The sequence below is a fragment of the Gaetbulibacter sp. NE genome, assembly GCF_025548475.1.
Lineage (GTDB): Bacteria > Bacteroidota > Bacteroidia > Flavobacteriales > Flavobacteriaceae > Gaetbulibacter_B > Gaetbulibacter_B jejuensis.
This window is the reverse complement of sequence record NZ_JAOQHY010000001.1, coordinates 640,042-660,749: the sequence shown is the minus strand read 5'-3', so window position 1 is coordinate 660,749 and position 20,708 is coordinate 640,042. Positions and strand designations below refer to the sequence as shown.

Below are 20,708 nucleotides of genomic sequence, written 5' to 3'. Positions count from 1 at the left end.
AAATAATGCAATCAAAAAAATTATTAATAGCACTTTTAATTTTCACTTCAATTTTATCATGTAAGGATGATGAAAAAGAAAAAATTGAAGAAGCTCCGCTACAAACCTTTGTTGAACCTGAAGGAATTAAAGAGTTTGGGTTTAATCTTAACGATTATATTGTAAAAAGAGATACCATAAAATCAGGAGATAGTTTTGGTGTTATCTTAGAAAGAAACAATTTAGGATACCCTAAAATTTTTCAAATTGCCGAAAGAGCCAAAGACACTTTTGATATTACAAAATTACAGGTAGGAAAACCCTACACCTTGTTATGTGCTAAAGATTCTATACAAACGCCTAGGTGTTTTATTTATCAACCTAATAAAGAAGAATATGTGGTTGTGAATTTTCACGATTCCATTCATGCTTACACTAGCCGAAAACCAATAAAGTATGTCGAAAAAGTTGCTACAGGAACTATTTCTAGCAATATTTCAGAAGCTTTAGAAGAGCAAGGTTTAAGCCCTAGGTTAGCATTTAAAATGGCTGACGAAATATATGCTTGGACTATTGATTTTAGACGCTTACAACCAGGAGACAGGTTTAAAGTAATTTATACTGATAAGTATATTGATGACAGTATTTATGCAGGTGTGCATAATATTAAAGCTGCCTTTTTTGAACATAACAAAGAGCCTTTTTACGCATTTCAGTTTGAAACAGATTCTACTAAAGGTATTAAAGATTACTTTAACGAAGAAGCCAAAAACCTAAGAAGAGCCTTTTTAAAAATGCCTGTTAAGTATGGTAGATTGTCTTCTCGCTATAATTTAAAAAGACGTATAGCCTATTACGGTTATAAAATTAGACCTCACAAAGGAACAGACTTTGCTGCTCCTGTTGGTACTGAAATTATGGCAACAGCAAATGGTACTGTAACTGAATCTAGACGAAAAGGAGGAAATGGTAATTATGTTAAGATTAGGCATAATGCAACCTACTCTACCCAATACTTGCACATGAGCAGACGAAAAGTTAAAGTAGGCGACTATGTAAAGCAAGGCGACGTTATCGGTTGGGTAGGAATGACAGGTAATACTGGAGGACCACACGTATGTTATCGTTTTTGGAAAAACGGAAAACAAGTAGATCCTTTTAGAGAAAAACTACCTGAAGCTGAGCCAATTTCTGATAGCTTAAAGGTTAGATATTTAGAATACATAAAACCAATAAGAACCCAATTGGATAATATTCTATTTGAAGAACAAGAACCTGAAATCGAATTAGCAATAGAAGACGATATAATATCATAAGTATATAATGGCACTAAAAACAATCAACCCTACAACTACAAAATCTTGGAAAAAATTAGAAGAGCATTTTAACAATGTTAAAGATGTTCACATGAAGCAATGGTTTGCTCAAGATGCAGAAAGAGCAAATAAAATGACCGTAAAATGGGAAGATTTTTATGTAGACTATTCTAAAAACAGAATAACTGAAGAAACGCTAAACCTTTTACTAGAGTTAGCTAATGAAGTTGATTTAAAAGATGCTATTTCAAAATATTTTGAAGGCGATATCATTAACGAAACCGAAGGAAGAGCGGTACTTCATACTGCTTTAAGGGCTCCAAAAACAGCTGAGGTTTTTGTAGATGGAGAAAATGTTATCCCAGAAATTTATAGTGTTAAAGAAAAGATTAAAGATTTCACTAATAAAATTGTTAATGCCGAATTAAAAGGATATACAGGAAAAGGTTTTACTGATGTTGTAAACATTGGTATAGGTGGTTCCGATTTGGGTCCTGCAATGGTAGTCGATTCTTTGTCATATTATAAAAATCATTTAACAACGCATTTTGTAAGTAATGTAGATGGAGATCATGTTAATGAAGTTATCAAAAACTTAAATCCAGAAACAACACTATTTGTTATAGTGTCCAAAACATTCACCACACAAGAAACGCTTTCTAACGCAACAACTATTAGAAAATGGTTTTTAGAAAAAGCACCAAATAATGCTGTTGCTAAACATTTTGTAGCTGTATCTACAAATATTGAAAAAGTAAAAACTTTTGGTATTGACGAAAACAATATTTTCCCAATGTGGAATTGGGTAGGTGGTCGTTTTTCGCTTTGGAGTGCTGTAGGACTATCAATTAGTTTATCGGTTGGTTTTGAAAACTTTGATAAACTGCTTCAAGGAGCTCATAAAATGGATGAGCATTTCAAGACTGAAGACTTTGATAAAAACATACCTGTAATTGCAGGTCTGCTAAGTGTGTGGTACAATAACTTTTTTAATGTAGAAACCGAAGCGATTATCCCTTATACACAATACCTAAACCAGTTTGCTACCTATTTGCAACAAGGTATAATGGAAAGTAATGGAAAAAGTATTGACAGAAACGGAGAACCTGTAAACTACCAAACAGGAACTATTATTTGGGGAGAACCAGGAACTAATTCGCAGCACGCATTTTTTCAATTAATACATCAAGGTACAAAAATAATTCCTGCAGAATTTATAGGTTTTGCTAAATCTTTACACGGTAATCAAGACCATCAAGATAAGTTAATATCTAACTTTATTGCGCAAACTGAAGCCTTGTTAAATGGTAAATCAAAAGAGCAAGTAATTGCTGAAGGTGCTCCTGAAAAATTAGTGCCTTTTAAAATATTTGAAGGGAACAAGCCTACAACTACAATTTTAATAAACCAATTAACACCTGAAAGCTTAGGAAAGCTAATTTCATTATACGAGCATAAAATATTCGTTCAAGGTGTAATTTGGAACATTTTTAGCTACGATCAGTTTGGTGTAGAGCTTGGAAAGCAACTAGCAAATGCAATTTTAAAAGACATTGACGAAAAAGAAATTGTTAATAAACACGATGCATCTACGCTTAACCTTTTAAAATTCTACAAAAATTTAACATAAAAATTGTTAAAAAGTTCTTGATAGTTTAAAGGCGTTAATAACTGATAACCTCAATATTATAGGTAACTTCTATCGGTTTAATTCTTAACATTTAGGTAATATATTATTTCCTTTAATGCGTAATTTTGCCAAAAAACTAATTCAAATTTTTTAATAATTCAGTATGAAAAAAATTACTCAATTTTTATCGATTGTCGTACTAATGCTTTTTACGACAATTGCTTTTTCACAAAGCACTATTACAGGTAAAGTTATTGGTTCAGACATGAATGAACCATTACCTGGAGCAAATGTTATTGAGAAAGGAACATCAAACGGAACAACAACAAACTTTGATGGAGAATTTTCAATTACAACTAAAGCATCTTCGGGTGAGATTACTATTACTTATGTTGGTTACACAACAAAGACTATTGCTTTTAATGGTAATCAAGATTTAGGTGAAATCATTTTACAATCTAGCGAAGTAGGTTTACAAGAAGTACAAATTATTGCTTCTGTAGCAGTAGACAGAAAAACACCTGTTGCTGTATCTACTGTTAAGGCTGCTGACATTGAGTTAAAATTAGGAACTCAAGAATTTCCTGAAGTATTAAAATCTACTCCAGGTGTATATGCAACTAAGTCTGGTGGTGGATTTGGTGACGGTCGTATTAACTTACGTGGGTTTACGTCTGAAAACGTAGCTGTAATGATTAATGGTGTACCAGTAAACGATATGGAGAATGGTCAAGTATACTGGAGTAACTGGGCAGGTTTGTCTGATGTTACAAGCTCAATGCAAGTACAAAGAGGTTTAGGAGCTGCAAGAGTAGCTGTGCCTTCTGTTGGTGGAACTATCAACATTTTAACTAAAACTACTGATGTTGAAGCTGGTGGGAATTTTTACACAACTTTAGGTAACGATGGTTACAAGAAATTTGGAGTGACTTATTCTACTGGTTTAATGGATAACGGTTTTGCTGCAACAGTTTCTGCTTCTAAAACAGATGGTGAAGGATATGTAGATGGAACTCAATTTAATGCTGTTTCTTATTTTGTTAACTTATCTAAGCAAATTAATGACGCACACAAATTATCTTTCACAGCTTTTGGAGCTAAACAACGTCACGGTCAAAGACAAAACCGTCATACAATTGCAACTTATAGAGATAGCGAAAGAGGTAAAAAATACAACTCTGATTGGGGTTACAAAAATGGAGAAGTTGCTTTTATAGAAGATAACTTTTACCACAAACCACAAATATCTTTAAACCACTATTGGGATATAAATGATAACACTAGTCTTTCTACTGCAGCTTACGTTTCTTTTGGCTCTGGAGGAGGAGGAGGAACTCTTGGTAGCGATGGTGAAGTTGCTGGAGATGGTAGATCTAAATTTACTAGTGATGACTATCGAATAGGAGAGTTTGGTCCTTTAGATTTCGACAGAATAATTGACGAAAACATTGCTCTTGGAGCTAACGGTTCAACTGCAGCATTAAGAGCTTCTCGTAATGACCACAACTGGTTTGGAGTTATTTCTACATTAAAAACTAACCTTAACGATGATTTAGTACTTTTAGGAGGTTTAGACTTTAGAAATTATAAAGGTATTCACTTTAGAGAAGTAACTGATTTATTAGGAGGTCAATTCATTATCAACGAAGATAACGTAAACAACCCAACAGGAATTGCTAGAGTAGGTGATAAAATTTCTTACTATAACGATGGTCTTGTAGGTTGGGTTGGAGCTTTTGCTCAGTTAGAGTATGACGTTAATGAAAAATTCAACACATTTATTGCATTAAACGCGTCTAACACTTCTTACAAAAGAAAAGATTACTTCTTATACACTCCAGACGATCCATTAAGAGAGACTGATCGTTACAACTTCTTCGGTTTTGGAGCAAAAGGAGGTGCTAACTATAGACTTACTGATAACCACAACGTATTTGTTAACTTAGGATACTTTGAAAAAGCTGCCGATTTTGACGCTGTATTCCCTAACTTTAACAATGAGGAAATTAATGAGGATGCTGAAAACCAAAAAATTCTAAGTTTTGAGTTAGGATATGGATATAGAAGTGATAAGTTATCTGCAAATGTTAACTTATACAGAACGGCTTGGAGAGATAGAACAGAGACAATCGGTTTCCAATTAAATGAAGACGAAACAGGGTTTGCTAATATTTTAGGAATTAACGCTGTTCACCAAGGTATTGAAGTAGACTTTGTATATAGAGCTACTGATAAATTAGATATCACTGGTATGGCGTCTTTAGGAGACTGGAGATGGGAAGAAGATGTAACAGGTGTTCAAATCTTAAATGAAGAGCAAGAAGTGGTTGATACAGTAGACTTATATATCGAAGATACTCCTGTAGGAGATGCTGCTCAAACTACTTTAGCTTTAGGTATTAACTATAAATTTGGTGCTGATACTAGATTAATAGTAGATTATAATTATTTTGATCGTTTATATGCTGATTTTGACCCAAGTGATAGAGGTACTGAAGGTGCTCCAGATCCATGGGAAGTTCCAGCGTATGGTGTTTTTGATGCTGCATTAACTCACGGTTTCTCTTTTGGAGAGTTCGATGCTTCTTTAACAGCGAGAATAAACAACGTATTTGATACTGAATACATTGCTGATGCTTTAGACGGAACAGGTTCTAATGCTCAAACAGCACTTGTTTATTACGGATTTGGAAGAACATTTAGTGTAGGCGCAAAACTTAAATTTTAAAAAAATAGAACAATGAAAAGAATAGTTTATTTATTAACAATTGTAGGAATCATCTTTGTAGGATGTAATCCTATGGAAGACATCAATAATGAGATAGATGCAATTGACAACCCAGTTGTTGGAAATGCAGAATACACATTAACAGATGATGATTACGAAGATCTTGAACTAGGTTTTGGTAGCTTCGACTCTGAAGACCAAGCTAGAGAATTGTTACCAGATTTCCTTGCAGGATTATACCCATTTTGGGGAGATGGTTCATCAGTAGTAGTAGGGTACAACCTTTATGTTGGAAATGCTGAAGGTGTAAGTGATTTTACTGGAGCTGATATTTATGAATTCACAAATTCTGATTATGCTACAACAGGTAGTGATGCTTTTGGTTTCTATCCTAATGTAAATGCTACTAACGAAATTCCTGCAATATTAGATGCTCAAATAGCTAGTCCAACTGAAGGACAAATAGTTTTAGCTAAATACGATCAATATACGGAAACTCCTGAAGTAGGTTTAGCTGACTTAGTAGCTTACAATTTTGCAGGAAGCATGGAAGGATGGACTGTTGCTGAAGAATCAGGAGCGGATGATGTTTGGACTTCTCAATCAGGATATGTTCAAGGTAACGGATATTTTGGAACTCAAATAGCTAATGAAGAGTGGTTAGTATCGCCTTCAATTGATTTATCAGGAGAAAGTGATTTGAAATTCCAAATTACTCAAGAGTTAGATTTCGCTGGAGATACATCTTTAATCAAGATCTTAGTTTCAACTGATTATACTGATGATGTTTTAACTGCAACTTGGGATGAAATTACTTTAGCTAACCCAGCAACAGGTGATATGGCTTCTTCTGAAGATTATGATTTTTCAGCTTATGATGGAGAAACAATTAACGTTGCATTTAGATATGAGTCAACTGATAGTGATGCTGCTAGATGGAGAATTGCAAGTTTAAAAATTAAAACTCTTGGTGCAACAGGAGACACTAACTCTAAAGGAGAATACTTTATGTATTCTGGAGGTACTTGGGTAGCTGTTGAAGGTGTATACTATTTAAGTTCTGATGATTTTGATGCAATGGGAGAAGGTTCTGGTCAACCAGGTCAATACGATAACTTTAGTAGTTCTGTATCACCAAACAACTACTTGCCAGCGTTTATGGAAATCACTTTCCCTTACGGTCAAGAAGATGAAGAAATGTTTATTATTTATGACTATTTCTCTAGTTCTACTGGAGCGCAAATTAGAGGAAACCTTTACACTGTAACTGACGGTGTTTGGACAGGTCACGAGTCTACTATCGAAACAACTTTACAGTTTGGACATGATGGTACTGAGTGGCTACCTGATAACACAATTCAATACACATTAACAGGAACTGATTACTCTTACGTAGCAACAAATTATGCTGAAGTAGAAGGGTTTGAAGCTGCCGCAGGTAACTTAGCATCATTTGGTAACTTTAACAGAACTGGTGGTGGAACTAGCTGGAGTGATGAAATGATGTTTACTGTATTAACAGATTTATTAGCTAATGTTATTGATCCTACTGCTGAAGAAGGTCAAAAATATGTATTAAGCTATGATGTATATGTTGGTAGTGGTGCAGTTGAATCTTTAAGCCTTATCAAAGAAGGAGGTGAGTGGATATTGAACGAATAATAACATATATCACTATAAAAAAAACCGCTGAAATACTTCAGCGGTTTTTTTTATTTTATTGCCTCCATTTTATGGTTTCCATTATGTGCTTAATGTCGTTTTTTAAATACACAGCAGCAGGATAAATGGAGTCGTAATTAGGTTTTGCATAAAAGTAAAGTGACCCTGTTAAAAAGTGATTAATGCTATCAGTAACATAAAACTGAGATTGCGATGCAGCATTACCACCAACTTCGTAAAACATTCCAAAAACGCTTTGCTTTTCATTCTCATAAGGCTGTTCAACGATTTCATCAGCTTTACTAACATGTTTTAGAGTTAAACTTTGAGCATCTCTTAGTAAATTGTTTAAGTTGTCTTCGGTAACTTTTTTATAGGTAAGATAGATAGTTCCTTTCATTGAAGGATAGTTTATATCAATACCATAAGCATTTCTATTCTCGTCAATTTTAATTGAAGAAATACTATCAGAAAGTGTATTTTTTTCAAATGAAAACGGAAGAATAGTGTTTGTGCGCTTATACTCAGCAACAGGATAATCTAAACGAAGATAACCATTAGGTTTTGGTACTGGATCGTCGCCACAAGACATGCATAAACTTGCTAAGACAGGTAAAATGAGCTTCTTCATTAATCTAATATTGTAAACTTTACTTGTTTTATTCTCTTTTTGTCAAGAGCTTCAATAGTAAAAACGTAGTTTTTGAAATTTATTTTACTTCTCACTCTTGGAAATATACCAGAAATCTCTAGGACAAAGCCTGCAACGGTTTCAGCTTCTCCTTTAAACTCTTCAAAGTCTGAGTCGTCTTCTAACGAAATAATTCTATAAAAATCCTTTAAAGGTGTTTTACCTTCAAACAAAAAGTTTTTATCATCAATTATGGTGTAAATAAGGTCTTCATCGTCAAACTCATCACTAATATCTCCAACTATTTCCTCAATAACATCTTCTAAAGAGACTAATCCTGATGTGCCTCCATACTCATCAACCACAACTGCAAGATGTACTTTTTTAGTTTGAAATTCAACCATTAAATCATCTAGTTTTTTATTCTCAGGAACAAAAAATGGTTCGCGTAGCAAACTAGTCCAATCAAACTGCTTTCGGTCAATAAATGGCAATAAATCTTTTACATATAAAATACCAATAACAGTATCTATACTTTCTTTGTAAACAGGGATTCTAGAATACCCATTTTTTACAATTTCTGGAATAATTTCGGAGTATTTCTGTTCAGAATTAAGCGCGAAAATATCCATTCTTGGTCGCATAACTTGTTTGGTGTCGGTATTTCCAAAAGAAACGATTCCTTGTAATATTTTATGTTCTTCGGTAGTAGTGTCTTGTTCGCTTGTGAGTTCTAGAGCTTGTGAGAGCTGGTCTACACTAATGTTGGATTTTTGTTTTCCAAGCCTATTTTGAATAGTAATGGTAATAAAACGCATAGGCATACTCACAGGTGTAAAAACAACGTCTAAAAAGCGCAAAGGAACAGCCATAAAAGATGAAAACTTTACCCTATTTCTACTCGCATAAATTTTAGGAAGAATTTCACCAAATAGTAAAATTAAAAAGGTAATAACCACCACTTCTAATAAAAAACGTACCCAAGGGACTTGTATGCTATGAAATAAGCTTTCTCCTAAATAAGCAAACAAGATTACAATACCAATGTTTATAAAATTGTTAGCAACAAGTATGGTTGCCAAAAGTTTTTTTGGGCGTTCCAAAAGGTTAGAAATTATATTGAAAGTGTTAGGTTTTTCGTCTAAACCTGTATCAATATCAGATCGTGTTAAAGAGAAAAAAGCAACTTCAGCTCCAGAGATAAGTGCAGAGCAAGTTAGCAAAACTACAAGCAGAATAATTCCCGAAATTAACGGAAGGTTTACTGAAATTAATGTTATTATTAAACTCGAGGGTTCAGGGTCCAATTCTAAAAAATTTGGTTAAACATAATTAAAATGGCAAATCATCATTATCATCAACCATTGGTTCAGAACTACTATTGGCAGTTGATTGTGGTTTTTGTGGTTGAGGTGTAGGGCTATTTTGTTGAGATTCGCTTTTAGTAGTTAAAAACGTAAAGTCTGTACATTGTATTTCGGTTGAATACCTATCCATGCCTTTATCGTCTTGCCACTTTCTAGTTTTTATACGACCCTCAACATAAATTCTATCACCTTTGGTTAAATATTTTTCGCAAATTTCAGCAGCTTTATTTCTAACCACTATATTATGCCATTCAGTATTAGTAACCCTTTCGTTAGTTTGCTTGTTGGTGTAGGTTTCGTTTGTAGCCAAAGGAAAACGACCAACACAGTTTCCACCTTCAAAATAATGCAGTTTTACTTCATCTCCCAAATGCCCAATGAGCATTACTTTATTTAAGGTTCCAGACATAATTAAAATTAAAATTTAAGTTAGCAAAATTAGCCATTTTAAAATGACTTTTTTAAAAGTAATAAAAAAATATGAGTCTTTACTAAACAGGAAAATTAAAATCGTTTAAAAAGTTACTTATTAAAACTGGAGTAGGATAATTGTGTAACTCAGTAATATAAATTCCTTCTTTAGGCAAGGTGTCAACTTCAATAATCCAAAATTTAGTATGTAAATGTTGATGCGATAGTTTATGTGTAATTTCAGTCTCATTATATAATGTAAAGTCATAACGTTGACCACTAAAAAAATCTTTAACCAAAGGATGTGTTTTAAAATCGTCAACACTTAAACTAGATTTAGTTTCAACTAACGGAAATTGATAAAGGTTTTTCCATATTCCTTTACTTGTTCGTTTATTGAATACAGTTTTTTTATCAGAAGAGATACACACCAAAAAGTTAAAGTGTTTTTTACTCACTTTAGTTTTCTTGAGTTTAACAGGTAGTTTAGAAATAGTATCGTTTTTTAAAGCTTCACAACTAGAGTTAAAAGGACAACTAGTACACTCAGGGTTTTTAGGCTTACATTGTGTAGCGCCAAACTCCATTATGGCTTGGTTAAAATCAGCAGGATTATTGGTGTCAATAAGCTCTGTTGCCAAAGCCTTAAAAGTTTTAAAGCCTTCGGTAGTGTTTATTGGAGTCCCAATACCATAGTGTCTAGATAAAAACCGATATACGTTACCATCTACAACAGCAGTAGGTTCATTAAAACAAATTGAAGCTATCGCACTTGCAGTATAATCTCCTATACCTTTTAATTTAAGTAGCTCCTTGTATGTGTTAGGGAAAATCCCATTTAGTTCGTTTACAATATATTTTGCAGTGAAATGGAGGTTTCTGGCTCTAGAGTAGTAACCTAAACCTTGCCATAGTTTTAAAACCTCTTCTTCACTGGCATTAGCTAAGTCGAAAATAGTAGGAAAATTAGTAACAAAAGCTTCATAATATGGTAAACCTTGCTTAATTTGGGTTTGTTGCAAAATTATTTCCGATAACCAAATGTAATATGGGTTTTTGGTTTTTCGCCATGGAAGTTCGCGCTTATTTACTGAATACCAATTAGTTAAAATTTCTTTAAAATTCATTTAAATTTCTAAATATTGACAAAAATAAATCTTTACAACGTTAAATTTTAATTAATTAGGCTTGAAATATTGAAATTAAAATTCCTATATTTGCATCCCTTATAATTAATAGTAACCCAAAAATTAAATAACTATGACTAAAGCTGATATAGTAGCTAGAATTTCTGACAAGTTAGGAATTGAAAAAGGAGATGTACAAGCAACAGTAGAGACATTCATGGAAGAAGTAAAAACCTCATTAGAAGGTGGTGATAATGTTTACCTAAGAGGTTTTGGAAGTTTTATTATCAAAACAAGAGCAGAAAAAACAGGAAGAAACATTTCTAAGAATACAACAATTAAAATTCCTGCTCACAACATACCAGCATTTAAGCCTGCTAAAGTATTTGTAGAAGGTGTAAAGACAAATGTTGAAGTTAACTAAGACATTATAAAATAAATATTAATTAAAAAAGACAACAATTTATGCCAAGTGGTAAAAAAAGAAAAAGACACAAGGTAGCTACGCACAAGCGTAAAAAAAGACGTCGCGCTAATCGACACAAAAAGAAATAAAGTTGAAAAAGTAGTTTTTAAGCTACTTTTTCAATTTTTTAAAACAAACGTTCTTTGATATAAAATCCATAATACTTTACGTTTACCTTCGTAAAATATGGGTTTAACGGATTTAACATCCTGTGTCAAAAAATAAAGTACAATCCATCTATCGTGGTCATTTATGACCATGGTGGATTTAAATTTACAATATGGAGAATGAATTGATTATAAGATCGAGTTCAGATATTGTTGATTTTGCCTTATTAAAAGATGGAAAACTTATTGAATTACATAAAGATGAAGAGGATAACAACTTCTCGGTTGGTGATGTGTTTATAGCCAAAATACGTAAAGTTGTTCCTGGTTTAAATGCTGCATTTGTTAATGTAGGTTATGAAAAAGATGCATTTTTGCATTATCATGATTTAGGACCAAAATTACCTTCACTTTTAAAATTCGTAAAACGTGTAAGCACAGGAAAACACACAGATTTTTTACTCAAAAACTTTCAGTTTGAAAAAGATATTGATAAAAACGGAAGCGTTACTAACGCCTTAAAGTCCAATCAATCAATATTAGTACAAATTGTAAAAGAACCAATTTCAACCAAAGGACCTCGCATTAGTAGTGAGTTGTCCATAGCTGGTCGTTATATTGTTTTAGTACCATTTTCTGATAGAATTTCAATTTCTCAAAAAATTGAATCGAAAGAAGAAAAAGATCGTTTAAAACGATTGGTAAAAAGTATAACACCTAAAGGTTTTGGAGTTATAGTTCGTACTGTAGCTGAAGGACAAAAAGTTGCAGAGCTAGATAGAGATTTACAAAACTTACTATCTAGATGGAAAGCAATGTGTAAAAAACTTAACAAAGCACATCACCCAAGCAAAGTACTTGGAGAAATGAACAAAGCCTCTTCTATTTTAAGAGATATATTTAATGATTCATTTTCTAGTATTGTTGTGGATGATGAAGAGTTGTACGTACAAATTAAAGATTATGTGCAAGAAATTGCACCAAAAAAAGAGTCTATAGTAAAGATGTACAAAAATGGCGTACCAGTTTTTGAAAAATTTGGTATAGAACGTCAAATAAAAACATCTTTTGGACGCACAGTATCAATGGCAAAAGGTGCCTACTTGGTTATTGAACATACCGAAGCACTACATGTTATTGATGTAAACAGTGGTAATCGATCTAACAAAGAAAAAAACCAAGAAGACACTGCTCTAGAAGTTAATATGATATCAGCATCTGAAATTGCTCGACAATTGCGTTTACGTGATATGGGAGGAATTATTGTAGTTGATTTTATTGACATGAACAAAGCAGAAAACCGAAAAACACTGTACAATCATCTTCGCGAAGAAATGAAAGATGATAAAGCAAAACATAAGATATTACCTCCGAGCAAGTTTGGGCTAGTACAAATTACCAGACAGCGTGTACGTCCGGAAAGGAATATTAAAACTAAAGAAGAAAACCCTAATGGTAATAATGGTGACGAAATTGAAGCACCAATTAAAATTGTGAATAAAATTACACAAGACCTTGAAAGGATTTTCAATAAAGACTATAAAAAGGTGACTTTAAACACACATCCTTTTATAGCAGCCTTTTTAACTAAAGGTTTTCCATCCATTAGGACAAAATGGTTTATGGAACATAAAAAATGGGTAAAAGTGTTACCTAGAGATGCTTACACATATCTTGAATATCATTTTTTTGACAAAAATGGTAAGGAAATCAAATAATATCTAAAACCCCTTTTCACTATCGTGGAAAGGGGTTTTTTTATTACCATTTTTCAGTTTTATATAGTTTTATGATTTTCCAATTTCCATCTTTTTTCTCATAATAGATATCGTATCCTTGTCCCCAAAGTCCACTTCTACTTAAACCTACTGAACTTATACAAGTACTATCAGAATTAAAATTAACCTTGGAGAATCTGTATAACAAATTATATTCCTTCCAATCGATAGTCTTTTTTAGAACTAGAGTATCAGCTATTACAACATTATGTTTGCTTATCTTGTTTATTGAGTTTTCTAATGTTTTGTTTAAACTTAATTTATTGTCTTTTAATTTTAAAAAATCTTCACTAGAACCTAAACTAATTAAAGGATGAATAGCTACTTTCATTCGAACCTTTTTTAAGGAATCCTTTGTTTTTTCACTTATTGAACCTGAAACCAACGAATCATTTACTATTTCAGGTAATGGAGGTAAAGGAAAACTTAAACTATCAATTGTTATACCGATAATTTCTTCAACATTATTATTTAAATCAAAACTCTTATGATTGCAAGAAAAAAATGTTGTAATTCCAATAAGGTATGTTATAACTATTCTCAGTCTCATAAGTTTAAAGATTAAAGCAAGAAAGTATCAAGGTGCTGGATTAGGTATTTCAGCATGTACTTGGTCTATTTCTTTAAGGATATCATCAGTTAATGTGATGTGTATACTGTCAATGTTTTCCTGTAACTGTTTGGTACTGGTTGCTCCAATAATATTGCTGGTTACAAAAGGACGTTGTGTTACAAATGCCAAAGACATTTGAGCTAATGACATGTTGTGGTCTTCAGCAATTTTTAAATATCGCTTTGTAGCTTCGGTGGATTGTGCGCTACTGTATCTTGCAAATCTCGGAAAGAGATTTAATCGCGCGTTTACGTCATCTTGTCCTTTTATGTACTTACCAGATAATACACCAAATGCCATTGGCGAGTAGGCTAAAAGTCCAATATTTTCACGTAATGAAATTTCAGCTAAGTCACCTTCAAAGGTTCTGTTTAATAGTGAATACGCATTTTGTATGGTAATCATTCGTGGTAAATCATGAGTTTTAGAGGCTTCTAAATAACGCATAGTTCCCCAAGCTTTTTCGTTTGAAATACCAGCATGTCTAACTTTTCCAGACTTGATAATATCGTCTAAAGTTTCTAAAACCTCATGAAAATTATCACTCCACACATCAGCAGAATTGTGTTTATAATCTCTTATACCAAAGGTGTTTGTTTGACGCTCTGGCCAATGCAGTTGAAACAAATCAATATAGTCGGTCTTTAATCGTTTTAAACTATTTTCAACCGCTTCATGCAGTGCGTTTTTACTAAATCCGTTAGTTCTTATATGTGCTGTGTAATCTCCTGGTCCAGCAATTTTACTCGCCAAAATAACCTTGTCTCTATTACCAGTTTTTTCAAACCAGTTTCCTATAATTATTTCGGTGTGCGCATAACGTTCAGGTGTTGCTGGTACAGGATATAATTCGGCAGTATCAAAAAAGTTTATGCCATGGTCTAAAGCCATATCCATTTGAGCAAAGCCTTCGTCTTGGGTGTTTTGATTTCCCCAAGTCATTGTGCCTAAACATAGTTTGCTCACTTTTATATCAGTATTTGGGAGTGTAGTGTATTTCATATTATTTTCAGTAAAAGCAGGAATCGTTTTTTAATTAAACAAGGTTTTAGCAGTATTAAATTTAGTATAATTCTTCCAATATCTTTCTAATAGCTTTAATTCTTAACTTGGTATGTTCTATCATTGAATACATATAGGTATTAGCTTCAGCACCTCCATCTAAACCTTCACATTTTAACAGACTGATACTTTTTCGTTCAGACTCCCAGTTAGCTTGATAATCTTTAAATACATTCTTTAAGCTATCATTATCAATTTTTTTTAAAAATTGATTAAAATCACTGAGCATAATAGAATCTACTTTTCTTAGTTCAATGTTAAGGCAAATTCTAGCTTCAATAGTTGTTCCTGTAGTACTATCACAATTAATTCTAGTTGCTAGTTCTAGATACTTCATATCTTTCAAAAAACCCACATCTTTGGTGTTTTGAGCGAAGCTTAAATAGGGAATAATTAAGATTAAAGCGTATTTTAATAGAGACTTCATATTAAGTTATAAATATAAGAAGACCTTTCAGTTTATAAAACTTGAAAGGTCTAAATATGTGTTAAGATTATATGCCTTTAAGATAAGCTTATATATCATTCAATAACTTAGAAATCTCGTCTAATTTTGGTGTTAAAATTACTTCAATTCTTCTGTTCTTCGCTTTCCCTTCAGCAGTATCATTGCTTGCAACAGGTGCAAACTCTCCACGTCCTGCAGCAGTTAAATTTTCAGGATTTATTGAAGGGTTTTCTCTTAAAATAGTAACGATAGCAGTTGCTCGTTTTGTTGATAAATCCCAGTTGCCACTAAGTTGACCACTACCTGTATAAGGAACATTATCTGTATGTCCTTCAATAAGGATAGCAATTTCAGGGTTCTCAGCTAAAACGCTACCAAGTTGTTTTACAGCTTCTCGTCCGTTAGCACCAACAGCCCAACTACCAGATTGGAACAACAGCTTGTTTTCCATGGATACATATACTTTTCCGTCGCGTTGCTCAACAGTTAAGCCTTTACCTTCAAAATTAGTTAACGCTTTTGAAATAGCGTCTTTTAAGCGTGTCATGGCAGCATCTTTAGAGGCAATCACGTTTTCAAGTTCAGCTACACGTTGCGATCTGCTTTCCAGTTCTTTTTTCAATTTCTCCAAACGTTCGTTTTCGGCAGCAAGTGCTTGTTCTTTAGCTTCTAATTGCGCTAACAGTTCTCTATTCTTTTTTGAGTTTGCTGCAATAGCTGAAGAGCTGTTTTTCTCTAATGCATCATAAGATTCTTTTAAGTTGTCGAGATTGGTTTTTGTAGCGTCATAATCGGTTTGCAATTTATCACGCTGAGCAACAGTTGCGTCGTAATCTTTTTTAAGTTTTGCCAAATCATTTTGAGCTTTGTTTAAGGCATCAGACAAACTTTTGTTCTCACTAGATAACGCTCTGTTTTCCTTTTTTAAATCGGCATATTTGTTTTCTAAATCAGTATAGATTTTTTTAGATACACATGATGTTGTTAAGGTTAGTGTAAGTGCTATTAACGACAATTTTTTAAGCATATAATTAAGTTTTAATTGTTTTGGGTTTCAATTTCTAATAAAATAGGACAATGGTCACTATGAACAGCGTCAGATAGTATAACGCTTCGTTTTATGTTTTCTTGTAAAGGTTCGGTTACCATAGCATAATCTAGTCGCCAACCTTTGTTGTTGGCTCTTGCATTGGCTCTATAACTCCACCAAGTATATTCTTGTTTTTCAGGATGTAAATGTCTGAAAGAATCTATAAAACCACTATTGATAAAATTGCCTAACCATTCGCGTTCTTCGGGCAAAAATCCTGAAACGCCTTTCATTTTAGGATTGTGAATATCAATTTCTTCATGGCAAATATTATAATCACCACACACTACAAGGTTAGGGTAGGCTTCGCGTAATTCATTTAAATACTCATGAATCATATTCATGTATTCAAATTTATGGGCTAACCTATCATCATTGGTTCCTGAAGGTAAATACATACTCATTACTGAAACACCATTAAAATCGGCTCTAATGTTTCTGCCTTCAAAGTCCATAGATTCTATTCCTGTGCCAAACTCTACATGATCAGGTTTTATCTTGCTAAGTATAGCAACACCACTGTAGCCTTTTTTTTGAGCACTAAACCAATAGTTGTGAGTGTAACCTGCTTCTTCAAAAATATCTAAATCCAATTGCTCTTTTAAAGCTTTTATTTCCTGAAGGCAAACAACATCTGGATTTGTAATTTTTAACCAATCTATAAACCCTTTATTTAATGCTGCTCTTATACCATTGACGTTATAGGAAATAATCTTCATTGAATCGTTTTTTTGAATTTTAGCTAAAATAAATAATACTGTACTTTTACACTAAAATTTTATGGAGCTTTTAACTATAAAATATTTTTGTGTTTAAAGAGTTTTAGGTACTGATGAAAATTGCTATTGCTTGTGTGTGTGTTTTAATGTCTTTTTGTGCTTTAGCACAAGAATCGACCTCTAATTACAGAACCAAAAAAGTAGCAGTAAGTGATACCATAAAAATTGATACTGTAAGCATTAACTCTAGCAAGTTTGTGTTAAAGACTAAAGCTAATGTGGTTATTGATAGCTCTAAGTACAAAGTCGATTTCTCTAAAGCGCTCTTAACTTTTAATGCTCCTTTAGAAACTGATACGCTTGTTATTGAATACTTGCGTTTTCCTGAGTTTATGACTCGTAAGTATTTTCAGTTAGATGACAATATTATTGTCAATAACACCAATGATACACAACGATTGTATAGGTTGCAACAATCCACACTACAAAATAATTTCACACCTTTTGACGGTTTAAATACTTCAGGAAGTATCTCTAGAGGTGTTACTATTGGTAATAACCAAAACTCAGTATTAAACAGTGAATTGGATTTACAAATCACAGGTAAATTGAACGATAAAGTCTCGCTACGAGCATCAATACAAGATGCAAATATACCTTTGCAAGAGAGTGGATATTCGCAACGATTAGATGAGTTTGACCAAGTGTTTATTGAGTTGTTTAGTGACAATTGGAACATTAGAGCAGGAGATATCGATTTGGTTAATAACAGTAGCTATTTTGCCAACTTTACTAAGCGAGTACAAGGGTTACTGGTTAATGTAGATTTAGAACACCCTAACTCTAAAACCAATTTTTTTGCTTCAGGTGCTTTGGTAAGAGGACAGTTTACAACCAGTAAGTTTACTGCTCAAGAAGGTAACCAAGGTCCTTATAAACTTAGAGGACCAAATAACGAGTTGTTTGTGCTTATTGTTTCTGGTAGCGAAACGGTTTATGTTAATGGAATTCCGGTTGAACGTGGAGAAAACAAAGACTATATCATAGATTACAATGCTGGTGAGATTATTTTCAACTCAACCTATCCTATCACTTCTGAAATGCGTATCACTGTCGATTATCAGTTTAGTGAACGTAATTTTTCGCGTTTTACAGCGTATGGAGGTGGAAGTTATGAAACCGAAAAGCTAAAGTTAGGTGTTTCGGTGTATTCTGAAGTGGATGCTAAAAATCAACCCTTGCAGCAAAACCTATCTAACGAACAAAAGCAAATATTGGCCGATGCAGGTGATGATAGCTCCTTAATGGTTGCGCCTTCTGATGTTCCTGAAAATTACAGTGAAAATCGAATCTTGTACAAAAAGGAACTCATTAATGGTGTTGAAGCCTTTGTGTTTTCAAACAATCCTGATGACGAGTTGTTTAATGTGAAATTCTCGTTGGTTGGTGATAATCAGGGAAATTACATTATAATAAATAGTAATGCCATTAATAATATTTACGAATATGTGCCACCAGTAAATGGTGTTCCACAAGGAAATTATGAACCTGTTGTGCAGTTGATAGCACCTACAAAATTGCAGATAGCAGTACTGAATGCAACATATAAACCAACGGAGAAAACAGATGTGTATTTTGAAGTAGCAGGAAGCAAAAACGATCTCAATTTATTTTCGGGTTTAGATGATGCTAATAACGATGGGTTTGCTGCAAAATTAAAAGTGAACCAAAAACTGATACAAACCGATAGCCTTTGGAACTTAAATGCTTATGTAGATGCAGATATTATCCAGGAGAATTTTAAAACCATTCAACGGTTGTATTATGCCGAATTTAATAGAGATTGGAACCTCGAAGATCCACTTGGTAATCAAAACCTGTTGAGTTCTGGAGTAGAATTATTTCATCCTAATAAAGGAATTGCAAATTATAAGTTTGAATATTTAGGATTTTCTGAAAATTTCACAGGAAACCGTCACAGCCTTTTGGCTAATTTGAATTTTAAAGGTTTAAATGTATTTACAAATACAAGCATAACCAAGAGTGATAACACCATTTCAGATTCTAGGTTTTTTAGGTCATTTAATCGTGCTGTGTATGGTTTTAGCAAACAATGGGTTGGAGCCAAGTTAGCTTCAGAAGAGAACAAGCAACGCGAAAAACTATCAGGTAATTTCACTAATTTAAGTCAGCGCTTTACGTCTTACGAAGTATTTACAGGTATTGGAGATAGTACAAATGTGTTTGTTGAATTGGGATATAAACACAGGGTTAATGACAGTTTAAGGGTTGAAGGGCTTAAGCGTGTAAATAGTTCAAATACGTATTATATTAAGTCAAAGTTGATACAAAATGATAATACCAATTTAGGAGTTTATGTTAATTACCGAAAATTAAAATGGGTAGATGAAGCTGCTGAAGATGAGCAGTCCTTAAACTCTAGAGTAAACTACAATCAAAACTTGTTTAATAATTTAATACAGTGGAATACAATTTTTGAGACCAATTCAGGAACATTACCACAACAAGATTTTACTTATGTTGAAGTTGAAGCAGGACAAGGTAGCTATACTTGGATTGATTATAACGAAGATGGTATTCAAGAGCTCAACGAGTTTGAAGTGGCTCAATTTCAAGATGAAGGAAATTATATACGCGTGTTATTGCCTAATCAGGTATTTATAAAAACACATCAAAATAGGTTGAGTCAAACCATAACGTTAAATCCGCAGCAATGGTCAGTTTCAGAAAATAAATCCAAAAAGTTCTGGTCTCATTTTTACAATCAAACCGCATTTTTAATTGACCGAAAGTTGAGAAAAGAAGGCAATGACTTTAATTTAAATCCTTTTGAAGAAGATGAAAACAACCAATTGGCAGTTAATAAAAGTATAAGAAATGTGTTGTTTTTTAATAGAGGGAAACAACGTTTTACAACATCTTACACATTCTTGTCCAACAGTAATAGAACAGTGCTTTCAATAGGATTTCAACAAAATAAATTAAAGAGTCATCAGTTTAATTTTAATCATAAATTCGGGAAAAGCTGGTTGCTTAACATGACTTCGGCTATTGATGTCAATGTAAGCGAAAGTGAAAATTACAGCTCAAGAAATTATACCATTGACGAAGTAAGGTTTAACCCAAAGTTGTCATATTTATTCAATGAAAATGCAAGTTTTGATGTGTTTTACCAATACACTTCAAAAGACAATACTATTGGTAATATGGAAACCTTACTTCAAAACAATTATGGAGTTTCTTTTACATACAATAACGCGCAAAAAATTTCACTTACAGGTGAAGTCAATTTGTTTCAAAACACTTTTGAGGGTAATGCCAATACACCTGTGAGTTATCAAATGCTAGAAGGCTTACAACCAGGAAAAAACTTTACTTGGAGTTTACTGGCTCAAAAGAAGTTGACTAAGTTTTTAGATTTGAATTTAAACTACTTTGGAAGAAAAACCGAAACCTCCAAGACCATTCATACAGGAACAGTACAGTTGAAAGCTTATTTTTAAAAAAAATGCTCAAACTAAATTTGTTTGAGCATTTAATATTGTAAAAAATA

The 20,708-nt window shown here is 33.0% G+C and carries 16 protein-coding genes; 7 read left to right on the top strand and 9 right to left on the bottom strand.

What is annotated here, in order from left to right; all coding sequences use genetic code 11:
• Positions 1–5 precede the first annotated feature (5 nt).
• From OD803_RS03065 to OD803_RS03050, 4 genes are all read left to right on the top strand, one after another.
• The gene (locus OD803_RS03065) at positions 6–1,295 is read left to right on the top strand and encodes a peptidoglycan DD-metalloendopeptidase family protein (RefSeq protein ID WP_131506219.1); all 1,290 of its coding nucleotides are present in this window, start codon (positions 6–8) and stop codon (positions 1,293–1,295) included.
• Between the two features lie 7 nt (positions 1,296–1,302).
• The gene (pgi, locus tag OD803_RS03060; protein ID WP_262732312.1) at positions 1,303–2,925 is read left to right on the top strand and encodes a glucose-6-phosphate isomerase; all 1,623 of its coding nucleotides are present in this window, start codon (positions 1,303–1,305) and stop codon (positions 2,923–2,925) included.
• A 163-nt stretch (positions 2,926–3,088) separates the two neighbouring features.
• Entirely contained in the window at positions 3,089–5,653 is a 2,565-nt protein-coding gene (locus OD803_RS03055) for a TonB-dependent receptor (protein ID WP_131506217.1), read from the top strand.
• 12 nt (positions 5,654–5,665) lie between these two features.
• Positions 5,666–7,315, top strand: a complete 1,650-nt coding sequence (locus tag OD803_RS03050) for a DUF5017 domain-containing protein (RefSeq protein ID WP_262732311.1) — start codon at positions 5,666–5,668, stop codon at positions 7,313–7,315.
• A 55-nt stretch (positions 7,316–7,370) separates the two neighbouring features.
• On the opposite strand, the gene gldD is transcribed toward OD803_RS03050, so the two are convergent.
• The 4 genes from gldD to mutY form a co-directional block, all read right to left on the bottom strand.
• A complete protein-coding gene (gene gldD, locus OD803_RS03045; protein ID WP_262732310.1) occupies positions 7,371–7,946 on the bottom strand; it encodes a gliding motility lipoprotein GldD in 576 nt (191 codons plus the stop codon).
• Positions 7,946–9,253 carry a gliding motility-associated protein GldE gene (locus OD803_RS03040; RefSeq protein ID WP_262732309.1) on the bottom strand — a complete coding sequence of 436 codons (1,308 nt, stop codon included), beginning with the start codon at positions 9,251–9,253 and terminating at the stop codon, positions 7,946–7,948. Before OD803_RS03040 ends, gldD begins: the two co-directional genes overlap by 1 nt.
• Positions 9,254–9,278: 25 nt before the next feature.
• Positions 9,279–9,722, bottom strand: a complete 444-nt coding sequence (locus tag OD803_RS03035) for a single-stranded DNA-binding protein (protein WP_262732308.1) — start codon at positions 9,720–9,722, stop codon at positions 9,279–9,281.
• An 82-nt stretch (positions 9,723–9,804) separates the two neighbouring features.
• On the bottom strand, positions 9,805–10,851 hold the full coding sequence (gene mutY, locus OD803_RS03030) for an A/G-specific adenine glycosylase (RefSeq protein WP_262732307.1): 1,047 nt from the start codon (positions 10,849–10,851) through the stop codon (positions 9,805–9,807).
• 133 nt (positions 10,852–10,984) lie between these two features.
• On the opposite strand from mutY, the gene OD803_RS03025 reads away from it, so the two are divergent.
• Together OD803_RS03025 and OD803_RS03020 are read left to right on the top strand one after the other, a co-directional pair.
• A complete protein-coding gene (locus OD803_RS03025; RefSeq protein WP_129759568.1) occupies positions 10,985–11,275 on the top strand; it encodes an HU family DNA-binding protein in 291 nt (96 codons plus the stop codon).
• A gap of 322 nt (positions 11,276–11,597) precedes the next feature.
• Positions 11,598–13,142 (top strand): Rne/Rng family ribonuclease, encoded by a 1,545-nt coding sequence (locus OD803_RS03020; protein WP_134198476.1) that lies wholly within the window; start codon positions 11,598–11,600, stop codon positions 13,140–13,142.
• Between the two features lie 43 nt (positions 13,143–13,185).
• On the opposite strand, the gene OD803_RS03015 is transcribed toward OD803_RS03020, so the two are convergent.
• The 5 genes from OD803_RS03015 to OD803_RS02995 all read right to left on the bottom strand — a co-directional run bounded on the left by OD803_RS03015 (position 13,186) and on the right by OD803_RS02995 (position 17,134).
• Positions 13,186–13,752, bottom strand: a complete 567-nt coding sequence (locus OD803_RS03015) for a hypothetical protein (protein ID WP_262732306.1) — start codon at positions 13,750–13,752, stop codon at positions 13,186–13,188.
• A gap of 27 nt (positions 13,753–13,779) precedes the next feature.
• A complete protein-coding gene (locus tag OD803_RS03010; RefSeq protein WP_262732305.1) occupies positions 13,780–14,817 on the bottom strand; it encodes an aldo/keto reductase in 1,038 nt (345 codons plus the stop codon).
• Between the two features lie 61 nt (positions 14,818–14,878).
• A complete protein-coding gene (locus OD803_RS03005) occupies positions 14,879–15,214 on the bottom strand; it encodes a lysozyme inhibitor LprI family protein (RefSeq protein ID WP_262732304.1) in 336 nt (111 codons plus the stop codon).
• Between the two features lie 178 nt (positions 15,215–15,392).
• Positions 15,393–16,352, bottom strand: coding sequence for an OmpA/MotB family protein (locus OD803_RS03000; RefSeq protein ID WP_131506210.1), 960 nt, complete (start codon positions 16,350–16,352; stop codon positions 15,393–15,395).
• Between the two features lie 11 nt (positions 16,353–16,363).
• Positions 16,364–17,134 (bottom strand): exodeoxyribonuclease III, encoded by a 771-nt coding sequence (locus tag OD803_RS02995; protein ID WP_262732303.1) that lies wholly within the window; start codon positions 17,132–17,134, stop codon positions 16,364–16,366.
• Positions 17,135–17,247: 113 nt separating this feature from the next.
• Between OD803_RS02995 and OD803_RS02990 the strand changes: the two genes are divergently transcribed.
• Positions 17,248–20,658, top strand: coding sequence for a hypothetical protein (locus OD803_RS02990; protein WP_262732302.1), 3,411 nt, complete (start codon positions 17,248–17,250; stop codon positions 20,656–20,658).
• The last annotated feature ends 50 nt before the right edge of the window (positions 20,659–20,708 follow it).

What these genes read in the sequence shown, in the direction of transcription:
- OD803_RS03065 (WP_131506219.1), top strand. Translation starts at nt 6, where the DNA reads ATGCAATCAAAAAAATTATTAATAGCACTTTTAATTTTCACTTCAATT.
- pgi (WP_262732312.1), top strand. Translation starts at nt 1,303, where the DNA reads ATGGCACTAAAAACAATCAACCCTACAACTACAAAATCTTGGAAAAAA.
- OD803_RS03055 (WP_131506217.1), top strand. Translation starts at nt 3,089, where the DNA reads ATGAAAAAAATTACTCAATTTTTATCGATTGTCGTACTAATGCTTTTT.
- OD803_RS03050 (WP_262732311.1), top strand. Translation starts at nt 5,666, where the DNA reads ATGAAAAGAATAGTTTATTTATTAACAATTGTAGGAATCATCTTTGTA.
- gldD (WP_262732310.1), bottom strand. Translation starts at nt 7,946, where the DNA reads ATGAAGAAGCTCATTTTACCTGTCTTAGCAAGTTTATGCATGTCTTGT.
- OD803_RS03035 (WP_262732308.1), bottom strand. Translation starts at nt 9,722, where the DNA reads ATGTCTGGAACCTTAAATAAAGTAATGCTCATTGGGCATTTGGGAGAT.
- mutY (WP_262732307.1), bottom strand. Translation starts at nt 10,851, where the DNA reads ATGAATTTTAAAGAAATTTTAACTAATTGGTATTCAGTAAATAAGCGC.
- OD803_RS03025 (WP_129759568.1), top strand. Translation starts at nt 10,985, where the DNA reads ATGACTAAAGCTGATATAGTAGCTAGAATTTCTGACAAGTTAGGAATT.
- OD803_RS03020 (WP_134198476.1), top strand. Translation starts at nt 11,598, where the DNA reads ATGGAGAATGAATTGATTATAAGATCGAGTTCAGATATTGTTGATTTT.
- OD803_RS03015 (WP_262732306.1), bottom strand. Translation starts at nt 13,752, where the DNA reads ATGAGACTGAGAATAGTTATAACATACCTTATTGGAATTACAACATTT.
- OD803_RS03010 (WP_262732305.1), bottom strand. Translation starts at nt 14,817, where the DNA reads ATGAAATACACTACACTCCCAAATACTGATATAAAAGTGAGCAAACTA.
- OD803_RS03005 (WP_262732304.1), bottom strand. Translation starts at nt 15,214, where the DNA reads ATGAAGTATCTAGAACTAGCAACTAGAATTAATTGTGATAGTACTACA.
- OD803_RS03000 (WP_131506210.1), bottom strand. Translation starts at nt 16,352, where the DNA reads ATGCTTAAAAAATTGTCGTTAATAGCACTTACACTAACCTTAACAACA.
- OD803_RS02995 (WP_262732303.1), bottom strand. Translation starts at nt 17,134, where the DNA reads ATGAAGATTATTTCCTATAACGTCAATGGTATAAGAGCAGCATTAAAT.
- OD803_RS02990 (WP_262732302.1), top strand. Translation starts at nt 17,248, where the DNA reads ATGAAAATTGCTATTGCTTGTGTGTGTGTTTTAATGTCTTTTTGTGCT.